This is a genomic window from Mycobacterium sp. pW045 (assembly GCF_041287085.1).
Taxonomy (GTDB): domain Bacteria; phylum Actinomycetota; class Actinomycetes; order Mycobacteriales; family Mycobacteriaceae; genus Mycobacterium; species Mycobacterium algericum_A.
Genome location: NZ_JBGGKU010000017.1, coordinates 14061 through 28807, shown reverse-complemented (window position 1 = coordinate 28807; position 14747 = coordinate 14061). Strand labels below are relative to the sequence as shown.

Sequence of the window (14747 nt, the reverse complement as noted above, 5' to 3'; positions counted from 1 at the left end):
TCCATATAGATAGCGTGGCAGCACTGTCCGACAGGCTCGCGAATACGGCCAGGCAAACCAACGCCGCGCTCACCCGTTCACCCCACGACAACGGACGCATCAGTCGCGCGCTGGTCCAAGCGAGTTGCGCAACAAGGGATTACGCGGAGGTTATCGTTCCGGTTTCGGCCGGGTTGTTGGCTGACACCGCGGGATACTCGCTGAACAGCAAGGCCGCGGCGACTGGCATGGGCGTCCGAATGGAGCCGGTGGTCAAGGTGATGATCGATCGGTGACGCGTTCGACGTTACCGCCGGGATCGACCTGCCATCGACGCCCGCGTTGGTCCGTGTACCGCAACGTGACCGATACCGCCTCGGCCCATGGGTTCAGCCTGGATGTGATGTAGAGCTTGTCATCAGAAGCGATGGAGCATTTCCGTGGATCATCCTCGGCATCAGGGTCGTTCAGGTCTGTCTTCGTCCATAGCTGCTTGACGGCCACCGGATTCGGCGCATCACCTTCTGCTGGCGGAGCCGCAACGACTCTCAGATCCAGGTCGGAGATTCGGTCCACTCGGTGGTTTCGGACCGTGACAGAGACTTCTCCGCCAGTAGGCGGTGGCTGACTGTGGTCGGGCGCCAGCGCTTGAGCCGCCGCCATGTACGGAACCTAGCCGAGACCCCGCAGGAGCCGCACTCGCGCCGCACTCGCGCCGCACTGGCCGTCGCACTGCGCTGGTCGCTCATCACATCATCTGAACCGTCCCCGACGCTTCTCGTCGCCGGCTTGCCATCCACCATGTCGTACCCCGCTGTCAGAATTTGGTCCGTGTTGCCGATCGCCCACAGCCCCTACGCGCGCGACGTCGCGCTGTGGGTCGCCGGTGGTGACCAGACGTCATTCACGTCGGCTCTGGCCGCGTACGAGAACGCCTCCTGGACGGGTAAATACACCGGCGGCGTCGACCAATCCTTGGCACGCTTCGACCACCAAGAGTGCTGGATCGCCCGCCGCCTCGCCCTGCAGGGACACAACGTCATCGCCCTACCTACACGACACCTCGCCGGTCTGCGCTCACCCGACGCTGCGGTGAGCGGTCTGCTGGTCGAGTTCAAGACATACACCGGTACGAATCCCAGGCAGTTGCTCAGCAGGGTCAGCCGCGCCCGGTTGCAGGCTGACCGGGTCGTGGTCAGCGTCGAGGCATCATGGGATCTGACGCAGGTGCGGCGTGTGTTCAGCGTGGCCATCGACTCGGCCCTCAGGTGCGGAATGCGGGCGGTGATGTTCATCGGCAACAACTTCCAGTTCGAGTGGGGCGATTGGAACGGGTACCTCGCGTCGTTCGAAAGCAGCCCAGCCGACTGCGGGAGTCGACTTCTAAGTGGTTGGCGATCACTCAGCATTCGACCCGACGCGGCGCTAAACCGATGGTGGTGCGTCCCTTGCTGAACACTTGTCCCCCATCCGTGCGAAGCTGGCTTCCATGACCCACACCGCCGAGCAAATGCAAGCCCTGATCACCAGCTGCGAGCAGTTCCGCGGCGCCAAGGCGCCGGCAGGCTACCGCGACGGCCTCGCCCTCTGCATCATCGACAGTGTGCAGTCCACCGGCGTCACGTACTCCAGCGTCGAAAGGGTCGTCGCCCGGTACCGGGCCTACCGCCGCGGCCGGAGCGGCGACCCGAACAGCGACGGCGTGCCCGAACTGCTCGCCACGTTCGAGGAACTGGACGGTCCTGACGGCTGGGCAGCGCAGATCGGCAACCGGAACCGGACCTCCACCCGCAACGGTGTGTTGAAGGCCGAGGCGATCCGGGACGCGGCGCAGACGCTCGCAACCGAGGGCATCAAAACGACTGCTGCCCTTCGTGACGCGGCCGGCGACGAGGACCGTCTCGCACGAGTGGGGGCGGCGTGGCGAGCCGTTACCGGTCAAATCTCCGGCATCACCTGGCACTACCTGCAAATGCTCGCCGGGATCCAAGGGGTGAAACCCGACCGGATGATCTGCCGGTTCGTGGCGGATTCGCTGGGGCTTCCGCGCAAGGATGTCACCACGGAGTTCGCCGGCGTGATCATCACGGCGGCGGCCACCGAGATGGGCATGTTGCCTACCGATCTTGACCATGCGATCTGGCAGTGGCAGCGGGTGCCGAAGTAGGTGCGGTGGGGCTTCGACTCGCGCGGTCGCGAGGTCTTGTCGTAGAGCTCTGCAATTCTGTTATCAGGTGGTCATCAACCGTTGGCTGTCAATGAATCGTCAGGTGTGCGGGGAAGGTCGATATGGCGTCAGATTTCGAATACACGGGTGTGGCCAACCAGCAGGCGGGCTTTCGGGAGAAGAACTCCGGCGTTCAGCACTGGCTCCAGACGGGCGGTGATATTGACGTGGAGCTGCGCGACGGGGACGAGGTCGTCATCACCTCCGGTGGGCAGCGGAACGTCTGGTCGATCCGGCAACAGCGCATCATCGGCTACGCCTAAACCGCAGCGCATTGCCCGATCAAAACTCGGAGCCACCCGGGGCGGTGCTCGCATCGCTTGATGCGATCGAGCCCGACAGCTTCCATGTCGCGGAACGCACGACTCGAGTTGATGTGGTCGCCCTGCTTACGCTCGCCCGTTTCGTGGTCGCCATGACGGCCGGTGCAGATGAGTCGTTGCCACCCCCGCCGCGGGCGCCCAGCAAGACGCGTGACGCGGCAATGCCAGCAGGCCCGCCCGACGGCGCCGGCGATGCGATCCGTCATTGCTGCGAGTTATTGACCGCACTTCGCGAGCGGGAGTGCAGTCGAAGTGATTGGCCAGACTCCGAACTGGGCCGCGCCGTTGCCGCCGCCGAGAACCTTCTCACACTGGCCACTGATGCATTCCCCTTTGGGAGCCGCTGGAACATAGCGCGGTTGCCGGAACCCTCGGTGGTCCCGGCGACCATAAAGCGTGGTGGACAGTCCGACGCGCAGCTGTGGTCAACGGTGTTCCATCTCGCGTCAATGCATACCCGCGCGAAGGCGCTGCTTGATCTCGGCCTCCTGGCGGAGGCGTAGGAGACGCGCAATCAGGTCTTCGCTGAGTATCGGGTTTTCGTTCAGCGGTTCCCGGATATCGAACTCCGGCAGGAATACCTCACCGTCGTATTGAGGTTGTGCGAGGTTCTGATCAAGCAGGACGGAGGCCAACAGGCGTCGGCCGTGCTGTCGGACCTCACCCACCGCTGTTGGCAGCATCCCGAACTGGGCGCGATCGCACGGCGGGCGGTCGAGTTACAGGACGAACTAACTTTCGACCGGGACGGCTTCCTGGACGAAATGGACGTGCTTGAAAGAGAACTCGACGTCGAGTTCTTGATCGGTGTCGTCCACGACATCTGGGACGCAACGACCGAGGCAGCGACCTTGACTATGAGTTGGTCCGGACCGGTATGGCGAGCCCCGATGAGAACACTGCCGCCGAAGATCCCGATGGGCCAGCCGATCCGGATACCGAAACACTGAGCCGTGGACAGCTGCTGGGCATGCTGGACCACTACCTCGGTGCTCGGGTGGTGCCTCGCGACCCGGCGTGCGGCGTCTAGCGCGGCAACGGTCTCTCGGCTACCCTCCCTGCATGGCATCAGCGACTTCGGCCGGCGGGCTTCGGAACACACCGTAGCCTCACCCCGCAGCGATCTGCGGATTCGGTGGGGCCGCCCCTGTTTTCCGAGGATCCGCATGTCCCGCACCGATGCTCATGCCCCGATCGATGTCCGTATTGCCCGACGGGAAATCGCCGTCGTCGCTGCCCACCGCTGCGGCGGCCCCGGCTGCGACCTGCCCGATCGGTTCGTCGGCCGCGCCGGCCGCTGTCACTGGCAACTCGTCTACACCGGGGTGAAGGTATGCAGCTGCTGGATGTGCCACTGGCACAGCCGCCCCGAAGAAGGCCGGTCGGCGGTACGCAGTCGGCTGCGCGACGAGGCCAGGGCCTGGAACGCCGGACTACGGGAGTTATGACGGTGCTGCAGCGTGCGGGGCGATGAAGCCGCGCTGGTTACCTCCGCGCCCGGTCCGTCGTCGGGCCGTAGCTGTCACACTTGCTCGCTACGGTCCCGCACATGTGCTCACGTCAAGAGGATCAGCCGAGCACCGGGTCGGTCCCGTGTCCACGGGTTTTCGGGAAATCGACGCAGCGCTCGACGGCGGACTCCAGCCCGGCTCATTTACTCTGATACTGACCTAGATGCGCGCCGGAGGCGGGGACGGCTGGGTCGATGGTGGTGGATCGGTGACGCGTTCGACGTTACCGCCGGGATCGACCTGCCATCGACGCCCGCGTTGGTCCGTGTACCGCAACGTGACCGATACCGCCTCGGCCCATGGGTTCAGCCTGGATGTGATGTAGAGCTTGTCATCAGAAGCGATGGAGCATTTCCGTGGATCATCCTCGGCGTCAGGGTCGTTCAGGTCTGCCTTCGTCCATAGCTGCTTGACAGCCACCGGATTCGGCGCGTCACCTTCTGCTGGTGGAGCCGCAACGACTCTCAGATCCAGGTCGGAGATTCGGTCCACTCGGTGGTTTCGGACCGTGACAGAGACTTCTCCGCCAGTAGGCGGTGGCTGACTGTGGTCGGTGTGCGGATCACCTCGGTTCGACAGATCGGTAAGTCGCACCAGCCCCGCTTCCCGGAGCAGGTCGGCTTCGAGCTGCGCCCTCTCGGCCTGGCGATCCGCTTCAAGCTGCGCCCGGTCGGCCCGGCGATCCGCTTCGACCTGCGCCCGGTCTGCCCGGCGATCCGCTTCAAGCTGCGCCCGGTCTGCCCGACGGTCCGCGTCTGCTTTCTTGCGGTCATTCGTCGCGATCCATAGAGCTGTCCCGGCGGCGAGCACCGAAACCGCAGCACCGAGCCACTGCCCCGCTCCCGCGTACCAATCGACATCGAGGTCAACACGGAATGCCGCGATGGTTCCGATGGCGAGTATCACGGTCGCAGTGACCACTGCAGCGCTGAACCAGAACCACGGGTTTCGACCCATGGCCCGACAATAGGACCACCGAGCCAAGGTGTCGGTTGAACCGCCTCAGCGCCTCAGTCGCCGATGGCGTGGCGTCGTCGATGGCGTCCGAACACCTTGCCACGAGCCGCGGCGGGCGAGAGTCCGATGCCTCGCTGTGACTGAAGTCACGTATCGAGGGCGGTTTGCGTTCGGCTCACAGACTTAAGTCCTCAACCGCAGTGACTGGGGCCACACTTGGGGTTCGCGCAGCCCGGTGCCGGAATATGTTGCGACACATGAAAGATCCGATACTCGTGCTCCCGGTAGTCGCAGCGATCCTTGGACTGAGCGTCTTCGGATTCCTGGTGCTTGAGGTTGTGTTCCACCTGGGCTGAGCGGCCGGCACCGGCAGCGGGCCGCGCCACGGTAGCCAGGGCGCTTCGTTGGTTCAGACCGGCCCCGAGAAAGATGAGCGTAATGCGGCAGAGCTGGAGACCTGTTGAAGTGATCTTGGCCGAGGATCTTTCCCACGACCGGGTCGTCGAGGAGATCAACGCCCAGATCCGCATCAACGCGGCCGAGGCCGGCGACTTTGTCACGCGCGTGCGTATCGGCGTCGGGCAGCCGCACTCACCGGGGCTGTTGCGCTGGGTGTCGGCTTATCTTGCCGGGCCGCCCGGCGCATTCCCTGCCGGCAGACCCGAGCGTGTCCAGTGAGCGTTGCGGCGCCGTACCCAGTGGCCTGTTGACGGCCGGGTGCGCGACGGTACGTCGCCACAGACGACGACCGACACTATCTGCAGCGCACGGATGTCAACTGCCCCGCCGAGGCCGGATCGGCGGCCAACCTGGATAACGCTCTGACCTGCTTAAACTCTGTCGGGCTGACAGGATTTGAACCTGCGACCACTTGACCCCCAGTCAAGTGCGCTACCAAACTGCGCCACAGCCCGCCACCGCCGAACAACCCCGGCAGCAGGTCGAAAGCCTACCGCAAGCAACACGGCGCACCGAACCCGCGTGAGGGCAGCAGCCGCCCGGATCGAGACGCGTAGGCTCGCCACGCGAGCGTGCCCCCTCCGCAACGCCCAGAACCCCAGGAACCGCGACTGATGCAGATCCCCTTCGTCGAAGCAATGCTCGGCATGGTCGATCGCCGCCCTGACCCGATGCACATCCTCGGAACCACCGAGGACGCCGTCACCGACGACGTCGTCGATACCGTCGACCCCGGTGACGCCGTCCTGCTGCTGCAGAAGATGGAGAACCGGCTGATCCGGCACTCGCTGCGCCATCCCGATGTGCTCTCCGCCGAACAGCTGCGCCGGCTGCGCTACCTGCTGAACTTCGCCCGGCTGGGTGATTTCGAGCCCGGGGCCGCCGGCCCGCACGGCAGCCGCGGACGCGGTGATGTCTCCGTCGGCGCAGAACTGGCCCCGTGGCGAGACAGGGTGAGCGACGCTCTCTACGGTCCGCTGCGCGACGAGCGCGACCCGGTGATCGCGCTGACCGCCGCGCGCGATGCACTCGGCGGGCTGGCCGCCGATCAGGACGAGCAGCGCGCGCAGCTGATCGAGCGTCACGGTGATGACTTCTCCCAACGCGAACTGGACGCCGAGGTGGGCCACAAGAAGCTGGTCACCGTGCTCGGCGGTGGCGGCGGGGCCGGATTCGTCTACATCGGCGGCATGAATGCACTGTTGGAGGCCGGACCGGTCCCCGACTATCTGATCGGCTCGTCGTTCGGTTCGATCCTGGGATCGGTGGTCAGCCGGACCCTGCCGGTGCCCATCGAGGAGTACGTCGCGTGGGCGAAGACGGTGTCGTTCCGGGCCATCCTGGGACCGGAACGGCTGCGGCGGCGCCACGGCCTGACCGGGGTGTTCTCCCTGAACTTCGATCAGTTCGCCGACGCCATGTTCCGCCGCGAGGATGGCGAGCTGATGCGGATGTCGGAGCTGGCCATCCCGTTCGACGCGGTGGTCGCCGGCGTGCGCCGCCAGCCCTTTGCGGCCCTGCCGGCGCGGTATCGCAATCAGCGGCTGGCCGCCCTGCAGCTGCGCTCATTCCCCTATCTGCCGATCGGGCTCGGCCCGCAGGTGGCCGCCCGGCTGTGGCAGACGGCCGCCTTCATCGACCCACGGGTGGTCAAACCGCTGGTCATCGGCGGCGACGACCCGGACCGCGACGTCAACGTCGTCGATGCGGCGTCGTTCTCCTCGGCGATCCCCGGGGTGCTGCATCACGAGACCAAGGACCCTCGGATGGTGCCGATGTTCGATGCGCTGCTCGCCGACAACGACGTCGGAGCGCTGGTGGACGGCGGCGCGGCCAGCAACGTCCCCGTCGAGCTGGCCTGGAAGCGGGTCCGCGACGGCCGGCTGGGCACCCGCAACGCCTGCTACCTCGCCTTCGACTGCTTCCAACCGCAGTGGGATCCGCGGCACCTGTGGCTGGTGCCCATCACCCAGGCGATCCAGCTGCAGATGGTGCGCAACGCCCCCTACGCCGACCACCTGGTCCGGTTCTCCCCGACACTGTCACCGGTCAACCTGGCGCCGTCGGCGGCCACCATCGAGCGGGCCTGTCAATGGGGACGCAAGAGCGTCCAGCGCGCGATCCCGGTGGTCTCGGCGCTGCTGGAACCGGTGTGGTGGGAAGGCGAGAAACCGGCGCTGGTCGAGCCCGAAGCCGCGCAACCGGTGCAGCACAAGGCCGCACCGATGAGCACGGTGATGTCGGCGTTGCGCCGACCGCGCAGCCGCTGGGAACGGTGGCGCAACCGCGACGCGATCTGACGCGCTCAGACCGCCAGCAGCCGATACAGCCCGATCAGGCCGACCACGAGGATCACCACCCGCAGTGCGTTCGGCGACAGCCGCCGCCCGTAGTGACCGCCCAGATACCCGCCGATCAGTGATCCGACGGCGATCAATGCCGCTGCCTCCCAGCTGATCCGGTCGAATGCCGTGGCGATGTAGGCCAGCGCGGCGACCACGTTGACCAACAACGTCAGCAGCACTTTCGCCGCGTTCATCCGCTGCATCGACTCGGGCAGCAGGACGCCCATCACACCGATCAGCAGAATGCCCTGCGCTGCAGAGAAATAGCCGCCGTAGACGGCGACCGCGAAGGTACCCAGCGTCAAAGCCACCATCCGGCCACGACTCAACTGGTCAAGCGAGCGACCGGCCTGCTCGGCCCGGCGCTGGGCGTTCGCCTGGATCTTCGGACCGACCACCACCAGCACCAGCGCCCCCACCAGCAGTACCGGGACCACGCGGTTGAAAACGGCTTCGGGCAGGTGCAGCAACAGGTAGGCGCCGAAGAGGGCACCGATCAGTGATCCCGGGACTTGCCAGCGCAGCCGATCCCACTGCCCTCGTAGTTCCCGGCGGTACGCCCAGGTGCCGGACACCCCGCCGGCCACCAGGCCGATCGAGTTGGAGATGGTCGCGGTCAACGGCGGAAAACCCAGCGTCACCAGTGTCGGGAAGGTGATCAGCGTGCCGGAACCGACCACGGTATTGACGGCCCCGGCGCCGACCCCGGCCAGGATGATCAACACCATCTGCGAAACCGGCACCGGCTCCCCCTTCTCCGAGCCTCAACGGGTGCGCTTGGCGCCCCGCTTCTCTCGCACCCGCACATTGATCCGGATCGGGCTGCCCTCGAATCCGAACGTCTCGCGCAGCCGTCGCTCCAGGAATCGGCGGTAGCCGGCCTCCAAGAATCCGGTGCTGAAAAACACGAATGTCGGCGGGCGAGCGGTGGCCTGGGTGGCGAACAGGATTCGCGGTGCGCGGCCGCTCCGCGCCGGCGGCGGCGTCGCGGCGACGACTTCTTTGAGCCAGGAATTGAGCTGGCCGGTGGAGATCCGGGTATCCCACGATGCCAGCGAGGTCTCCAGCGCGGGCACCAACTTCTGCACGGCGCGACCGGTTTTGGCCGAGATGTTCACCCGTGGCGCCCAGGCCAGCCGGGCCATGTCCCGGTCGATCTCTTTGTCCAGCAGGTAGCGGCGATCCTCGTCGACCAGATCCCACTTGTTGTAGGCCAGCACCACCGCGCGGCCCGCCTCGACCACCATCGAGATCACTCGTTGGTCCTGCTCGGTCAGTGGCTGCGACGAATCGACCAGCACGATCACCACTTCGGCGGCATCGATTGCGCCGTGGGTGCGCACCGAGGCGTAGAACTCGTGTCCGCTGGCTTGCCCGACCTTGCGGCGCAGCCCGGCGGTGTCGACGAAACGCCAGATCTTGCCGTCCATCTCGATCAGCGAGTCGACGGGGTCGACGGTGGTGCCGGCGACGTCGTGCACCACGGAACGCTCATCGCCGGCGAGCCGGTTGAGCAGCGAGCTCTTGCCGACGTTGGGCTTGCCGACCAACGCGACCCGTCTCGGGCCGCCGCTGCCCGCCGACACCTCGGCCACCTCGGGCAGCTTGGCGACCACCTCGTCGAGCAGATCGGCCACCCCGCGACCGTGCAGCGCGCTGACCGTGAACGGTTCGCCCAGCCCCAGCGACCACAGCGCCGCCGCGTCGGCCTCAGCGCGTTCGCTGTCAACCTTGTTGGCGGCCAAGAACACCGGTTTGCCGGAGCGGCGCAGGATCTTGGCGGCCGCCTCGTCGCCGGCGGTAGCACCAACCACCGTGTCCACCACCAGGATCACCGCGTCAGCGGTGCGCATCGCCACCGCCGCCTGCTCGGCGACCAGCTGCTGCAGGCCCTTGGCGTCGGGTTCCCAGCCGCCGGTGTCCTGCACCACGAAACGGCGTCCGGTCCACAGTGCGTCATAGGAGACCCGGTCGCGGGTCACGCCGGGCAGGTCCTGCACAACGGCTTCGCGCCGCCCCAGGATGCGGTTGACCAGTGTTGACTTCCCGACGTTGGGCCGGCCCACCACGGCCACCACCGGCGGCGGCCCGGAGTCCTCGACATTCGCATCGAAACCACCGTCTTCGCCGATCTCCCAGTCGGTCTCGTCGAACCAGGTGCCGTCGGATTCCGAAGTGCTCATCGGATCGCCCCGCAGCGTTGCTCGACCAGGTCGCGCAGGTGGTCGATCACCTGCTGCTGGCTCATCTCTCCGGTGTCCACGATCACCGCGTCGTCGGCGGGCCGCAGCGGTGATATCGCCCGGGTGGAATCCAGTTCATCGCGCCGCCGCACATCGGCCAGCACACCGGGGTAATCGTCGCGCAGGCCCGCTGCGATGTTCTGGTCGTTGCGGCGCTGGGCGCGTGTCTCGGCCGAGGCGGTCAGGAAGATCTTCACGTCGGCACCGGGCAGCACCACAGTTCCCACGTCGCGGCCTTCTACCACCACGCCGCCACCGGCAGCAGCCAGTTGCTGCTGCAGCGCCACCAAGCGGGTACGCACTCCGGGTACCGCCGACACCGCCGACACCGCCCCGGTCACCTCGTCACCGCGAATCTCTCTCGAAACATCTTCTCCACCAAGATAAGTGCGGTCACCATCGGGCTGGGAATCCACCGATACCTCGACGCTCTGGGCGACAGCGGCGATACCGTCGGCGTCATCGAGGGCGACGCCTGCGCGCAGCGCCGCCAGTGTGACGGCCCGGTACATGGCACCGGTGTCGATGTAACGCGACCCCAGCGCTTTCGCCAATCCCCGTGCGACCGTCGACTTTCCGGTTCCGGCCGGTCCGTCGATGGCGACGACGGCCAGACGGCCCGCGCTCATAGTCCGACCGCCGTATATAGTTCGCCGATCTCCTTGCGGTTCAGCACCCGAATGGTTCCGGGCCGCTGCTCCCCCAGCGCAACCGAGCCGATGTCGGTGCGTACCAACTCCTGGACCGGGAACCCGACGGCGGCCAACATCCGGCGGACGATACGCTTGCGGCCCTCGTGCAGGGTCACCCGCACCATTGACTTGCCGGGCACGGCGTCGACCACTGCGAAGTCGTCGACCTTCGCCGGCCCGTCGTCGAGTTCCACGCCCTCGCGCAGCTTCTTTCCTAGCCCGCGCGGAACGGATCCGAGCACGGTGGCCACGTAGGTTTTGGGCACCTGATACGACGGGTGCATCAGCCGGTGCGCCAACTCACCGTCGTTGGTCAGCAGCATCAGCCCCTCGGTGTCGGCGTCGAGCCGTCCGACGTGAAAAAGCTTGGCATCACCGCGAACCCGATGCTCAACGTAGTCGCCGATGCACGGCCTGCCGCGGTCATCCGACATCGTCGAGTGCACACCGCGTGGCTTGTTCAGCGCCAGGTAGACCCGGGTGTCATCGACGCTCACCCGCGCCCCGTCGACGCGGATCATCGAGGTCGCGGGATCAACCCGGGTGCCCAGTTCGGTCACCACCTGACCGTCGACCTCGACTCGGCCGTCGCGAATCATCTTCTCGGCGACCCGCCGCGAGGCGACCCCGGCCTGCGACAGCACTTTCTGCAGGCGCACGCCCTCGGCGTCCGGCCAGGCCATCAGAGGTGGTCCACATCGAACGTCAGCGGCTGATCAGCCGCCGGCGCACCACCGAGTTTCATGAAACGCGGTTCGCTGTCCAGGGATTCGCTCAGATCGTCGATCACGTCGACGTCCGGCAGCAGCGGCGCGATATCGGGCAGGTCGGCCAGCGACGACAGTCCCAGCCGCTCCAGGAACAGCTCTGTGGTGGCGAACGTCACCGCGCCGGTGTCGGCGTCCGCGCCGGCTTCGGTGATCAGGCCGCGCGCCAGCAGCGTGCGCATCACCGCGTCGACGTTGACGCCGCGCACCGCGCTGACCCGGGCCCGCGTCACCGGCTGCCGGTAGGCGACCACCGCCAGGGTCTCCAGGGCGGCGCGGGTCAGCTTGGAGCGAGCGCCGTCGAGCAGCAGGCGCTCAACGTAGGGGGCGAACCGGGCGCGGGTGTAGAACCGCCAGCCGCCGCCTGCCTCGCGCAAATCGATGCCGCTGTCGCGGTCGGCGAGTTCGTCGGCCATCGCCCGCAGTTTGGCCGTGATCCGGTAGACCGGCTGATCGGTGGCGGCCGCCAACGACTCGACGGTCGCCGGGGTGTCAACCACCAGCAGCAAGGCCTCAAGCACCGCTCCCAGCTCGGCGTCCTCGAGTTCGGGGGCCAAGGCGACGTCGATACCCAGGTCGGAGCCCGAGCCGCCGGAAGGCTGCGGTTGGCCGGTGTCGGGGTCGTGCACCGTTTCCGCAGCCGCGGCGCCGTCGGACACCTCGGGTTCGGGCATGTGGTCGGTCATCAACTCGTCTCGCACTACTCGGCCGATTCTGCTTTCACCAGGTCTTCATTGCTGGGACGTTCACCGGTCCACGACACCTGGAGCACACCAAGTGGTTCTGACTGATCGAATGCTACCGCCCGCGCTCGATACAGCTCGAGCAGCGCCAGGAAGCGGCCGACGATCTCGATCGGCGCTTCGCAGTCGGCCACCAGCTCCGAGAACGACGCCCACTGACCGGTGCCGCGCGCCTCCAGCATCGCCAGCAACACACCGGCCTGCTCGGGCACCGACACCATCACCTGATGCAGATGCTCGGTGCCCACGGTCGGCACCGGGCGCGGGGTGAACGCCGCCGCCGCGATCTGGGCGAACGACTCGGCATCGACGCCCAACATCACCTCGGGCAGCAGGTTGGCGAAGCCGTCCTCCAGCGAGACCGCGCGCGGATAACTGCGCAGCGCGGCGGCCTCCAGTTCGGCGAACATCTGCGCCACATGCTTGAACGCCCGGTACTGCAGCAGCCGGGCGAACAGCAGGTCGCGGACCTCCAGCAGCGCCAGGTCCTCTTCGTCGTCGACCTGTCCGGCCGGCAGCAGCCGGGCCGCCTTGAGATCGAGCAGCGTGGCGGCGATCACCAGAAACGCCGTGGTCTCCTCCAGCTCCAGCTGCGCGCCGACGGCACGGGTGTAGCCGATGAAATCATCGGTGACCTGGTGCAAGGCCACCTCGGTGACATCGAGGCGATGCGCGAAGATCAACTGCAGCAGCAGGTCGAACGGACCCTCGAAGTTGGTCAGGCGAACGCGGAAACCGGTGGCGGCCGTTTCGGTGTCGGTCTGGGCGTCGGTACTCACGCGCCGAATCGGTCGATGACTTCGCGGGCCAGCGCGCGGTAGGCCTGTGCGCCGCCGGATTTGGGTGCCCAGGTGGTGATGGGCTCGCCGGCCACGGTGGTCTCGGGAAACCGGACCGTGCGGGTGATCACCGTGTCGAACACCAGGTCGCCGAAGCGCTCCACCACCCGCGCCATCACCTCCCGGGAGTTGACGGTGCGCGGATCGTAGCGGGTCAGCAGGATGCCGCTGATCTCCAGCTTCGGGTTCAGCCGGTCGCGGACCTTCTCGACGGTGTCGGTCAGCAACGCCAGCCCGCGCAGCGAGAAGTACTCGCATTCGGTCGGGATCAGCACCCCGTCAGCGCAGGCCAGCCCGTTGACCGTGAGCAGCCCCAACGACGGCTGACAGTCCACCAGCAGGTAGTCGTAGCGGTCCAGCACCGGGCGCAGCGCCCGCGCCAGCGAATGCTCCCGCCCCACCTCGTTGACGAGCTGGATCTCGGCGGCCGACAGGTCGATGTTGGAGGGCACCAGGTCCAGGTTCTCGACGCGGGTCTGCATCAGCACGTCATCGATCTCGACCCGCGGCTCCACCAGCAGGTTGTGGACGGTATGCGCCAGTTCGTAGTGCGGCACCCCCAGGCCGGCCGACAGCGCGCCCTGCGGGTCCAGGTCCACCAGCAGCACCTTGCGGCCGTATTCGGCCAGCGCCGCACCGAGGTTGATGGTCGAGGTGGTCTTGCCGACGCCGCCCTTCTGGTTGCACATCGCGATGACCTTGGCGGGGCCGTGTGTCGAGCGGGGCTGCGGCTCGGGGATGTCGCGCGGGGGACGCCCGGTCAAGCCGACGGCGGAGCTGTCGTCGTCGCTCATGGCCGAGTCGGCGTGGTCGTGGCGAACATCCGAAGAAGTCTAACCGGTGACCGACGCCCATACCTGCTACATGAGCAGTCCGCCACGGCGTGCCGAGCGCCATAAGATCGCAGCCATGAGCCTGAAACGACGCCTCCCCTTCCTGCGGTGGTCGTTCCTGCGGATGGCGACCGGTGCCCGCAACATCACCACCACCGGCCAGATCGGCGACGGCCGCGAAGCCGCCGCCGTCGACTACGTGCTGGCCCATGCCCGAGCCGGCGATATCGACGACGTGCTGGCCCGCATCGACGAGTTCGCCTACGAGAAGTCGCTGCTGATCAATATCGGCGACGAGAAGGGCGCTCTGCTCGACGCCGCGGTGCAGCGGGTCAACCCCGCGCTGGCCCTGGAGTTGGGCACCTACTGTGGCTACAGCGCCCTGCGCATCGCCCGCGCCGCTCCGGCCGCCCGGGTCTACTCGGTCGAGCTCGCGGAGGCCAATGCCGACAATGCCCGGCAGATCTGGGCACACGCCGGGGTGGCCGACCGGATCACCTGCGTGGTGGGCACCATCGGTGACGGCGGGCGCACGCTGGATGCACTGACCGCACGACACGGCTTCGCCGCCGGTGCGCTGGATTTCCTGTTCCTCGACCACGACAAGGACGCCTACCTGTCGGACCTGCAGAGCATTTTGGACCGCGGTTGGCTGCATCCGGGGTCGGTCGTGGTCGCCGACAACGTCAAACTGCCGGGAGCGCCGCGCTACCGCGAATACATGCGGGCGCAGCAGGGGACGCACTGGGACACGGTCGAACACAAGACCCAGGTCGAGTACCAGAGCCTGTTGTCCGACCTGGTGCTGGAGTCGACGTACCTGGGGTAG

At 66.9% G+C, this 14747-nt stretch carries 18 protein-coding genes and 1 tRNA gene; 10 read left to right on the top strand and 9 right to left on the bottom strand.

Translation table 11 applies throughout. From position 1 onward, the window contains the following. Positions 1-14 precede the first annotated feature (14 nt). The 7 genes from ACAG20_RS20535 to ACAG20_RS20505 all read left to right on the top strand — a co-directional run bounded on the left by ACAG20_RS20535 (position 15) and on the right by ACAG20_RS20505 (position 3977). Entirely contained in the window at positions 15-275 is a 261-nt protein-coding gene (locus tag ACAG20_RS20535) for a hypothetical protein (protein WP_370493925.1), read from the top strand. A 535-nt stretch (positions 276-810) separates the two neighbouring features. Beyond that, positions 811-1434 carry a hypothetical protein gene (locus ACAG20_RS20530; RefSeq protein WP_370493924.1) on the top strand — a complete coding sequence of 208 codons (624 nt, stop codon included), beginning with the start codon at positions 811-813 and terminating at the stop codon, positions 1432-1434. Positions 1435-1468: 34 nt separating this feature from the next. Then, positions 1469-2146: a hypothetical protein gene (locus ACAG20_RS20525; RefSeq protein WP_370493923.1), complete on the top strand. Its 678-nt coding sequence runs from the start codon at positions 1469-1471 to the stop codon at positions 2144-2146. A 122-nt stretch (positions 2147-2268) separates the two neighbouring features. Further along, positions 2269-2469: a hypothetical protein gene (locus ACAG20_RS20520; protein WP_370493922.1), complete on the top strand. Its 201-nt coding sequence runs from the start codon at positions 2269-2271 to the stop codon at positions 2467-2469. 11 nt (positions 2470-2480) lie between these two features. Then, complete coding sequence (locus tag ACAG20_RS20515) at positions 2481-3032, top strand: hypothetical protein (protein ID WP_370493921.1); 552 nt, start codon at positions 2481-2483, stop codon at positions 3030-3032. Between the two features lie 96 nt (positions 3033-3128). After that, on the top strand, positions 3129-3479 hold the full coding sequence (locus ACAG20_RS20510; protein ID WP_370493920.1) for a hypothetical protein: 351 nt from the start codon (positions 3129-3131) through the stop codon (positions 3477-3479). A gap of 216 nt (positions 3480-3695) precedes the next feature. Then, positions 3696-3977: a hypothetical protein gene (locus tag ACAG20_RS20505; protein ID WP_370493919.1), complete on the top strand. Its 282-nt coding sequence runs from the start codon at positions 3696-3698 to the stop codon at positions 3975-3977. A 222-nt stretch (positions 3978-4199) separates the two neighbouring features. Here ACAG20_RS20505 and ACAG20_RS20500 read toward each other — a convergent pair whose 3' ends face one another. Next, positions 4200-4997: a hypothetical protein gene (locus ACAG20_RS20500; RefSeq protein WP_370493918.1), complete on the bottom strand. Its 798-nt coding sequence runs from the start codon at positions 4995-4997 to the stop codon at positions 4200-4202. A 438-nt stretch (positions 4998-5435) separates the two neighbouring features. Here ACAG20_RS20500 and ACAG20_RS20495 point away from each other — a divergent pair, with 438 nt between their 5' ends. Next, entirely contained in the window at positions 5436-5675 is a 240-nt protein-coding gene (locus ACAG20_RS20495) for a hypothetical protein (RefSeq protein ID WP_370493917.1), read from the top strand. 162 nt (positions 5676-5837) lie between these two features. On the opposite strand, the gene ACAG20_RS20490 is transcribed toward ACAG20_RS20495, so the two are convergent. Next, positions 5838-5911, bottom strand: a tRNA-Pro gene (locus ACAG20_RS20490). A 159-nt stretch (positions 5912-6070) separates the two neighbouring features. On the opposite strand from ACAG20_RS20490, the gene ACAG20_RS20485 reads away from it, so the two are divergent. Beyond that, a complete protein-coding gene (locus ACAG20_RS20485) occupies positions 6071-7756 on the top strand; it encodes a patatin-like phospholipase family protein (protein ID WP_370493916.1) in 1686 nt (561 codons plus the stop codon). Between the two features lie 5 nt (positions 7757-7761). Here the strand turns inward: ACAG20_RS20485 and ACAG20_RS20480 are convergent, their stop codons facing one another. The 7 genes from ACAG20_RS20480 to ACAG20_RS20450 are packed head-to-tail and all read right to left on the bottom strand — an operon-like array spanning position 7762 to position 13879. Continuing rightward, positions 7762-8529 carry a sulfite exporter TauE/SafE family protein gene (locus ACAG20_RS20480; protein ID WP_370493944.1) on the bottom strand — a complete coding sequence of 256 codons (768 nt, stop codon included), beginning with the start codon at positions 8527-8529 and terminating at the stop codon, positions 7762-7764. 36 nt (positions 8530-8565) lie between these two features. Further along, positions 8566-9984: a ribosome biogenesis GTPase Der gene (gene der / locus ACAG20_RS20475; RefSeq protein WP_370493915.1), complete on the bottom strand. Its 1419-nt coding sequence runs from the start codon at positions 9982-9984 to the stop codon at positions 8566-8568. Continuing rightward, positions 9981-10673, bottom strand: a complete 693-nt coding sequence (gene cmk / locus ACAG20_RS20470; protein WP_370493914.1) for a (d)CMP kinase — start codon at positions 10671-10673, stop codon at positions 9981-9983. The genes der and cmk overlap by 4 nt, the downstream gene beginning before the upstream one ends. Continuing rightward, positions 10670-11419: a pseudouridine synthase gene (locus ACAG20_RS20465; protein WP_370493913.1), complete on the bottom strand. Its 750-nt coding sequence runs from the start codon at positions 11417-11419 to the stop codon at positions 10670-10672. Before ACAG20_RS20465 ends, cmk begins: the two co-directional genes overlap by 4 nt. Next, positions 11419-12189, bottom strand: a complete 771-nt coding sequence (gene scpB, locus ACAG20_RS20460) for an SMC-Scp complex subunit ScpB (protein WP_370493912.1) — start codon at positions 12187-12189, stop codon at positions 11419-11421. The genes ACAG20_RS20465 and scpB overlap by 1 nt, the downstream gene beginning before the upstream one ends. 14 nt (positions 12190-12203) lie before the next feature. Continuing rightward, the gene (locus tag ACAG20_RS20455) at positions 12204-13034 is read right to left on the bottom strand and encodes a segregation/condensation protein A (protein ID WP_370493943.1); all 831 of its coding nucleotides are present in this window, start codon (positions 13032-13034) and stop codon (positions 12204-12206) included. Next, entirely contained in the window at positions 13022-13879 is an 858-nt protein-coding gene (locus tag ACAG20_RS20450; protein ID WP_370493911.1) for a ParA family protein, read from the bottom strand. Before ACAG20_RS20450 ends, ACAG20_RS20455 begins: the two co-directional genes overlap by 13 nt. Positions 13880-13994: 115 nt before the next feature. Here ACAG20_RS20450 and ACAG20_RS20445 point away from each other — a divergent pair, with 115 nt between their 5' ends. Next, positions 13995-14747 carry an O-methyltransferase gene (locus tag ACAG20_RS20445; protein ID WP_370493910.1) on the top strand — a complete coding sequence of 251 codons (753 nt, stop codon included), beginning with the start codon at positions 13995-13997 and terminating at the stop codon, positions 14745-14747.